Consider the following 8,889-nt stretch of genomic DNA (forward strand, 5'->3'; position numbering starts at 1 on the left):
ATCCCGACCCGCACCACCCCCGTACGAGCCTCTCCGGCCCGGGACGGGTCAGCCGCGCCGCCCGCGACCCCGGCGGCCCCGCCCGTCGTCGAACTCCTCGTCCTCGTACGACCCCAGCAGCTCGTCCGCCAGCGACGGCAGGTCGTCCAGCGGGGTCTCCTCGGCCCAGTCGGGGCGGGGGCGCTGTCGCCGGGCCGTGCCGTCGTCGTCGACCTGCGGCAGCTCGCGCGTACGGCCCTCGGACCCGTCGGGGTTCCCGTCCGGACCGCCCGCCCGCTCGTCCCGGAAGAAGCCGGGCGGCATCCGGTCCGCCGGGGCGTCGGCGGGAGCGGTGGCGTCGTCGCGCACGGGAGGCAGTACGGCGGTCTCGTCGGCCGCACCCACCGAAGGCAGTACGGCGGTCTCGTCGGCCGCACCCACCGAAGGCAGCACAGCCGTCTCGTCGGCCGCACCCACCGGAGGCAGTACGGCCGTCTCGTCCGCGGCCCCCGGCACCACAGGGGGCAGCACCGCGGTCTCGTCGGACGCGCCCGCCGGCGGCTGCGGCAGCTGCGCCGTCACCTCGGACTCGGACTCCCGGTGGGCGGGCTCGCGGTCCGCACGGACCGGCCGCAGCACCGTCGTCTCGTCCACCGCGCGCCTGGGCGCGGCCGGCGGCTCGTCGTCCGGCCGCACCACCGGAGTCGGCATGGTCGTGGCCTCCGGTGTGACACCGGGCGCCGTCGGCCGGGGCGCGGACGACTCCCGGGCGGCCACGTCGGCCGCGGCCGCCGCCTCCGCCGCGGCGCGGCGCGCCTGCTCGGCCTTGAGCAGGGCCTCCTCGGCCTTGCGCTGCTTCTCCAGCCGCCGTTCCTCGGCCTCGGCGTGCAGCCGGGCCTCCTCCTCCGCCTGCTGGCGGCGCCGCTGCTCCTCGGCCTGGCGGCGGGCCTCGGCCTCCGCGCGGGCCTTCTCCTCGGCGAGCAGCCGGGCCTGCTCCTCCTCGGCACGCCTGCGGGCCTCCTCGGCGCGCAGCCGGGCCTCCTCCGCCTGCCGTTCGGCCTCGCGGCGCTGCGCCTCCTCCAGCTCGCGGCGCTTGCGCTCCTCCTCCTCGGCGCGCAGCTTGGCGAGCTGTTCCTGGCGCTCCCGCTCCAGGCGCTCCTCCTCGGCCTTGCGCGCGGCCTCTTCCTCGGCCTTGCGACGGGCCTCTTCCTCAGCGGCCTTGCGAGCCTCCTCGGCGGCCTTGATCTCGGCCTCGGACAGCGGCAGCACGGTGTCGAGCCGGGCCCGGATGACGGTGGTCACCGACTCGGGTTCCTGGCCGGCGTCGACGACCAGGTAGCGGCCGGGGTCGGAGGCGGCCAGCGTCAGGAAACCAGCCCGTACGCGCGCGTGGAACTCGGCGGGCTCCGACTCCAGCCGGTCGGGTGCCTCGGTGAACCGCTCGCGGGCGGTCTCCGGCTCCACGTCCAGCAGGACGGTCAGGTGCGGCACGAGTCCGGCGGTGGCCCAGCGGTTGATACGGGCGACCTCTGTCGGGGAGAGATCGCGGCCGGCGCCCTGGTAGGCGACGGAGGAGTCGATGTACCGGTCGGAGATGACGACCGCGCCGCGCTCCAGTGCGGGCCGGACGACGGTGTCGACGTGCTCCGCGCGGTCGGCGGCGTACAGCAGCGCCTCCGCACGGTGCGACAGACCGGCCGACGAGACGTCGAGGAGGATCGAGCGCAGCCGCTTGCCGACCGGGGTGGCGCCCGGCTCGCGGGTGAGGACCACCTCATGACCCTTGGCGCGGATCCACTCGGCGAGGGCCTCGGCCTGGGTGGACTTCCCGGCGCCGTCGCCGCCCTCCAGGGCGATGAAGAAACCGTTGGTCGTGGGCGTCTGCGCGGGGTCGTCGCCGCCGAGGAGCGCGTCCCGCAGGTCGTGCCGGAGCGGTACGCCCGCGCGGTCGTCGACCTTGGCGAGCACCAGCGCGGCCACCGGCAGCAGCAGCGCGCCGACCAGCATCAGGGTGAACGCGGCGCCGCCGTGCGTGAACACGAACTTGCCGTTCTCCAGCCGGTGCGGCCCGATCAGGGCCGCCACCAGGGGGGCGATCACCGCGCCGAGCGCTATGGCGACCCGGACCACCGCGTGCAGATGCTCGGTGGTGCGCGCCTTGCGGTAGTCCTCGGTCTCCTGGTCGAGCAGGGTGTGGCCGGTGTTGGCGGCCACACCGGCGCCGATGCCGGCCAGCGCGACGATCAGCACCACCGTGGTGACGTCCGGGACCAGGCCGCCGGCCAGCAGCGCGATACCGGTGAAGGCGATCGCCAGCGACAGCAGCCGGCGGCGGGAGAGCGTCGGCAGCAGCGCGGGCGCCGTACGGATGCCGACGGCGACCCCGCCGGTCAGCGCGAGCACCAGCAGGCCGTACAGGACCGGGCCGCCGCCCAGGTCCTTGGCGTGCAGCACGGAGACGGCGACCGCCGCGGAGATCGCGCCGGCGACGGCGGCGCAGGCCGTCACGAGCAGCGGGATGGCGCCGGTACGGCCCCGGTCGATGCCGGTGCCGGCCTTGGGGCGGCGCAGGCCCTCCAGCGGCGACCGCGCGCGCGGGGTGCGCGTGCCGGGCACCTCCAGGTAGACCAGCACCGAGAGGGAGGCGGCGAACAGCCCCGCCGCCACGTACGACCCGAGGGCCGCCTGGTGCTGGGCGAACCACTCGATGCCCGTGCCCAGCAGGTTGTTGATCAGAGAGGCGACGACGAGCGCGGCGGCCGCGAGCGGGACCGCCAGGAAGGTCGTACGCAGCGACAGGCGGCGCAGTGCGTCGAGGTGGTCCGGCAGCGGTCGTACCGTCGCGCCCTCCGGGGGCGGGGCGGGCAGCAGCGCGGGGGCCGCGCTTTCCCGGCAGACCGTCCAGAAGCGCTCGGCGACGCCGGTGACGAAGGCCGTCACCAGCAGCACCGCCGGGGCGTTCTCCGGCGTCCAGTCGATCCACAGGGGCGCGATGATCAGCAGGGCCGCGCGCAGGCCGTCGGCGCCGACCATGGTCCAGCGGCGGTCCAGTGGGCCGTCCTGAGCGGTCAGCGTGGACAGCGGGCCCAGCAGAACCGCGCCGAAGAGCAGGGTGGCCAGAATGCGCACCCCGAAGACGATCGCCACCGCGAACGCCACACCGCGGTAGCCACCACCGAACGAACCCTGCGCGATCGCCGCTTGGAGCGTGAGCACGACAAGCACGAGGAGCGCCAGCGTGTCGCCGACGCCGCTGACTAGCTGGGCGCTCCACAACCGCCTCAGCTCGGGTCGGCGCAGCAGCGAGCGGACGGCGCGTTCGCGGGAATCCGCTACCAGTGCGTCGTCCGGTTCTGTCTGGGGGGCCGTTGGCTGCTCGGCTGGCGTCATGCTTTCAGCCTATCGGCAGCCAGCGACAGGCCGACGCGACCGTCCACAGGTACGCACACCCCGACACCAAGTTGATGCCGGGGCGTTCGCCTTGCGAAGGCGGTGTGAACCGGTGTGGCCGATATGAACCGACCTGGCCGATATGAACCGGTGCTGCTGTTATGAGTACCTGAGGGTGGCTCAGTCCTCCGCGGACGCCTTGGCAGCCGTCGCCTTCTTGGCGGCCGTCTTCTTCGCGGCCGTCGTCGTCTTGGCGGCGGTCTTCTTGGCAGCCGTCTTCTTCGCGGGCGCGGCCTTCTTGGCGGCCGTCGTCTTCTTCGCGGGCGCCTTCTTCGCCGTCTTCTTGGCGGGCGCCTTGGCCCGCTTCTCGGCGAGCAGCTCGAAACCGCGCTCCGGGGTGATCTCCTCGACGCTGTCGCCGGAGCGCAGGGTCGCGTTGGTCTCCCCGTCGGTGACGTACGGCCCGAAGCGGCCGTCCTTCACCACGACCGGCTTCTCGCTGACCGGGTCCGTGCCCAGTTCCTTCAGCGGCGGCTTGGCGGCGGCCCGGCCCCGCTGCTTGGGCTGGGCGTAGATAGCCAGCGCCTCTTCGAGGGTGATCGTGAAGAGCTGGTCCTCGGAGGTGAGCGAACGCGAGTCCGTGCCCTTCTTCAGGTACGGCCCGTAGCGCCCGTTCTGCGCGGTGATCTCCTGGCCCTCGGCGTCGGCGCCGACCACGCGGGGCAGCGACATCAGCTTGAGGGCGTCCGCGAGGGTCACCGTGTCCAGCGACATCGACTTGAACAGCGAGGCCGTACGCGGCTTGACCGCGTTCTTGCCGGTCTTCGGGGTGCCCTCGGGGAGCACCTCGGTGACGTACGGGCCGTAGCGGCCGTCGCGGGCGATGATCTGGTGGCCGCTCTCCGGGTCGGCGCCCAGCTCGAAGTCGCCGCTCGGCTTGGCGAGCAGCTCCTCCGCGAGCTCGACGGACAGCTCGTCCGGCGCCAGGTCCTCCGGCACGTCCGCGCGCTGGTGGCCCTCGGAGTCCTTCTCGCCGCGCTCGACGTAGGGGCCGTAGCGGCCGACCCGCAGCACGATGTCGTCGCCCACCGGGAACGACGACACCTCCCGCGCGTCGATCGCGCCCAGGTCGGTCACCAGCTCCTTGAGGCCGCCGAGGTGGTCGCCGTCGCCGTTGCCCGCGTCGGCCGCACCGCCGGTGGCCCCCGCGGCGTAGTCGCTGTTGGGTACTGTCTCGCCGAAGTAGAAGCGCCGCAGCCACGGCACCGCCTGGGCCTGGCCGGCGGCGATGCGGTCGAGGTCGTCCTCCATCCTGGCGGTGAAGTCGTAGTCGACCAGCCGGCCGAAGTGCTTCTCCAGCAGGTTGACCACGGCGAAGGACAGGAAGGACGGCACGAGGGCCGTGCCCTTCTTGAAGACATAGCCGCGGTCGAGGATCGTGCCGATGATCGACGCGTACGTCGACGGGCGGCCGATCTCGCGCTCTTCCAGCTCCTTGACCAGCGAGGCCTCGGTGTAGCGGGCCGGGGGCTTGGTGGAGTGCCCGTCGACCGTGATCTCCTCGGCGGAGAGCGCGTCGCCCTCGCCGACCTGGGGCAGCCGGCGCTCGCGGTCGTCCAGCTCGGCGTTCGGGTCGTCGGCGCCCTCGACGTAGGCCTTGAGGAAGCCGTGGAAGGTGATCGTCTTGCCGGAGGCGCTGAACTCGACGTCCCGGCCGTCGGCGGCGGTGCCGGCGATCTTCACGGTGACGCTGTTACCGGTCGCGTCCTTCATCTGGGAGGCGACGGTCCGCTTCCAGATCAGCTCGTAGAGCCTGAACTGGTCGCCGGTCAGGCCGGTCTCCGCCGGGGTGCGGAAACGATCACCCGAGGGGCGGATCGCCTCGTGCGCCTCCTGGGCGTTCTTGACCTTCGCGGCGTACACACGGGGGGACGAGGGCAGGTAGTCGGCGCCGTACAGCTGCGTGACCTGGGCGCGGGCGGCCGCGATCGCGGTGTCGCTCAGCGTCGTGGAGTCCGTACGCATGTACGTGATGTAGCCGTTCTCGTACAGCTTCTGGGCCACCTGCATGGTGGCCTTCGCGCCGAAGCCGAGCTTGCGGCTGGCCTCCTGCTGGAGGGTCGTCGTACGGAACGGGGCGTACGGCGAGCGGCGGTACGGCTTGGACTCGACCGAGCGGACCGCGAACCGGGTGTTCTCCAGGGCGGCGGCGAGGGCGCGGGCGTTCGCCTCGTCGAGGTGGAGGGAGTTCGCGGTCTTGAGCTGCCCGAGCGAGTCGAAGTCACGGCCCTGGGCGACGCGCTTGCCGTCGACGGCCTGCAGGCGGGCGACGAGGGACGAGGGGTCGCTCGGGTCGCCGGCCCGGCCGGTCGCGAAGGTGCCCGTCAGGTCCCAGTAGTCGGCGGAACGGAACGCGATGCGGTCGCGTTCCCGCTCGACCACGAGCCGGGTCGCGACGGACTGGACACGGCCGGCCGACAGGCGCGGCATGACCTTCTTCCACAGGACCGGCGAGACCTCGTAGCCGTAGAGGCGGTCGAGGATGCGGCGGGTCTCCTGGGCGTCGACCATGCGCTGGTTCAGGTCGCGCGGATTGGCGACGGCCTCGCGGATCGCGTCCTTGGTGATCTCGTGGAAGACCATCCGCTTGACCGGGACCTTGGGCTTGAGGACCTCCAGGAGGTGCCAGGCGATGGCCTCGCCCTCGCGGTCCTCATCGGTGGCGAGGAAGAGTTCGTCGGAGTCCTTCAGCAGGTCCTTGAGCTTCTTGACCTGCGCCCTTTTGTCGGCGTTGACGACATAGATCGGCTCGAAGTCGTGCTCGACGTCCACGCCGAGGCGCCGGACCTCGCCGGTGTACTTCTCGGGCACCTCCGCGGCGCCGTTGGGAAGGTCACGGATGTGCCCGACGCTCGCTTCGACGACGTATCCGGGGCCCAGATAGCCCTTGATCGTCTTCGCCTTGGCAGGCGACTCGACGATGACGAGTCGGCGGCCGCCCTGTGCGGTCTCGCTGGTCGGGGACAACTTCGCTCTTCTCTCCGGTCGACGCTGGGGCCTCCCCAGGCCTTGCTCCCGGGGTCGTGGCACGGGCACGGATACCCGCTCACTTGGTGACGCTGCGGAGTGTGACGGTACATCCCGCCCCCGTGTCAAACGGGAAAAGCCCACAACGGCCACTCGAACGGTAACCCGACTACCGCCATTCCTGCCGCCCGGAGTCCCCGGCCGCCTTTCCGGCCCCGTCCGGAGCGTGATGCTCCGATTACCGGAACCGCACCCTCACAGGCGGGTCAGGCAGTACGCCCCGAGGCCCAGCGCGATCACCGCGGCAAGGCTTGCGAGGGTCGCCGATGCGACCTGACTCACACCCTGGGCGACGGGTTCACCACGCCGGACCCGAATGCCGGTCCACACCAGCAGTGCGCCTCCGAACAGGGCGAACACCGCCCCCGCGAAGATCGCCGGTCCGCTCTCCATGACCCGCGCGCCCCTTCCCTGCCGTCCGCGACTGTCCAGCGCCGGGAGACTGACACGGGCGGACGGCGGGCGGGAGGCGGGCGGGCGAAATCGAGGTGAACGAGACAGTGCCGCCGTCTCGAACATGCGACCGACGGACTACGGGGCAAACATTCTGGCCACATTTTTCCGGCCCTTTTCTTTTCCCGGCGTGTCCCAAGGGCCGCCAGGCCCCACCGACGGGCCGACCGGGCCCCGCTCCCCAGTGCACAGCGGGGGCTCCGGCAGCCCGGCCTCCCGGTCCGTCAGCCCGCCGGCTCCAGGAACCCCTGCTCCACCAGCAGCCGGATCTGCGCGGGCGTGCGGTCGCGGAGCAACACCGGGTCCTCGCCCATCAGCTGGGCGATGGCGTCGAGAATCCGCCCCGCGCTCAGCGAGCCGTCGCACACCCCTGCGAACCCGGCGCCGACCGTGTCCACCTTGGTCGCGCGGCGCATCCCGCGGTGCTGGCGCAGCACCACATGCTCCGGGTCCTCGGCGCCGGGCAGCCCGACCTGCTCCTGGACCACCTCGACGGCGAGCCGGAAGTGGCCTTCGAGCAGATCCGCGTCGTCGTGCTCACGGAGATAGTCGAGGCGGTCGAAGTGCGCGCGGATCGTCTCGCCGAGCGGCTGTTCGATCGGATGCGGCCACTCCTCCACCGTGACCGAGGGCACAGCGGCCGCCGTCTTCCGCAGCGTGATCCAGCCGAATCCCACCCCCTTGACCTTGCGCGCCTCGAACTCGTCGAGCCACGCGTCGTACCGCGCCTGGTACTCCGCCGTGTCCCCGCGGTGGTCACCGGAGTCCCGGAGCCACAGCTCGGCGTACTGGTTGACGTCCTGCACCTCGCGCTGCACGATCCACGCGTCGCACCCGCGCGGCACCCACGACCTGACCCTGTCCTGCCAGTCCTCCCCCGCGACGTGCTGCCAGTTGGCGAGGAACTGCGCGAACCCGCCCTCGGCCAGCCGGTCCCCGGCCTGTTGAACGAGCGAGCGGCACAGATCGTCCCCGCTCATCCCGCCGTCCCGGTACGTCAGCCGGGCACCCGGCGAGATCACGAACGGCGGGTTGGACACGATGAGGTCGTACGTCTCCTCCTCCTTGACGGGCTCGAACAGCGAGCCCTCGCGCAGGTCGGCCGCCGGGGCGCCGGAGAGCGCCAGCGTGAGCGCCGTGATGTGCAGCGCGCGCGGGTTGAGGTCGGTCGCCGTCACGCGCGTGGCGTGCTGGGCGGCGTGCAGGGCCTGGATTCCGGAGCCGGTGCCGAGGTCGAGGGCGGCGGAGACAGGCGTACGGACGGTGATGCCGGCCAGCGTCGTGGACGCGCCGCCGACGCCCAGGACGACACCCTCGTGGCGCTGTCCGATGCCGCCGGCGCCGCCGACCGCGCAGCCGAGGTCGGAGACGATGAACCAGTCCTCGCCGTCGGGCCCGCCGTACGGCCGTACGTCCACGGTGGCCGCGACCTCGTCGCCGCCCGCGCGGGTCAGCCAGCCGCTCTCCAGAAGGTCGTCGACGGGCAGCATGGCGGCCACGCGCGCGTGCGGGACGGGCTGCTGGAGCAGGAACAGCCGGACGAGCGTCTCCAGCGGCGTGTCCCCGCGGGTGGCCCGGAGCGCGGGCACCGTCTCGCTGCGGGCCAGGGCCGCGTACGCGGGTGCGCCGAGCAGTTCCAGGAGCCCGTCGGCGGTGAAGGAGGCGCCCAGCAGGGCGGTGCGCAGCCGGGCGGCGACGTCAGGGCGGTCGGAAGCGGGCAGGGTGGCGAGGCCGGAGTCAGTCACGCCCTCCATTGTGGCCCGCGGCCCCTTGCGGACACCGCCTCAGCTCGCGGCGGCAGGGGCCCTGGCCGACACCCGCCGGCCTGCGGACGCACCCCGCGGCTCCAAGCACCCGAAGCGATCGCCGTGCCCCCTCGGCTCCCGGCTCCCGGCTCCCGGCTCCCGGCTCCCGGCTCCCGGCTCCCGGCTCCCGGCTCCCGGCTCCCGGCTCCCGGCTCCCGGCTCCCGGCTCCCGGCG

Annotated in this window: 4 protein-coding genes; all 4 read right to left on the minus strand. The window is 72.9% G+C overall.

The features are described from left to right. Positions 1-48: 48 nt before the first annotated feature. Positions 49-3,369, minus strand: a complete 3,321-nt coding sequence (gene tmk, locus ACGFZQ_RS43050) for a dTMP kinase (protein ID WP_393845023.1) — start codon at positions 3,367-3,369, stop codon at positions 49-51. Between the two features lie 180 nt (positions 3,370-3,549). Continuing rightward, positions 3,550-6,396 (minus strand): type I DNA topoisomerase, encoded by a 2,847-nt coding sequence (gene topA / locus ACGFZQ_RS43055; RefSeq protein WP_393845024.1) that lies wholly within the window; start codon positions 6,394-6,396, stop codon positions 3,550-3,552. 255 nt (positions 6,397-6,651) lie between these two features. Further along, on the minus strand, positions 6,652-6,849 hold the full coding sequence (locus ACGFZQ_RS43060; protein ID WP_351747218.1) for a hypothetical protein: 198 nt from the start codon (positions 6,847-6,849) through the stop codon (positions 6,652-6,654). Between the two features lie 284 nt (positions 6,850-7,133). Then, a complete protein-coding gene (locus ACGFZQ_RS43065) occupies positions 7,134-8,663 on the minus strand; it encodes a class I SAM-dependent methyltransferase (protein ID WP_351747219.1) in 1,530 nt (509 codons plus the stop codon). Between the last annotated feature and the right edge of the window lie 226 nt (positions 8,664-8,889).

The organism is Streptomyces sp. NPDC048254, assembly GCF_043201895.1.
Classification (GTDB): domain Bacteria; phylum Actinomycetota; class Actinomycetes; order Streptomycetales; family Streptomycetaceae; genus Streptomyces.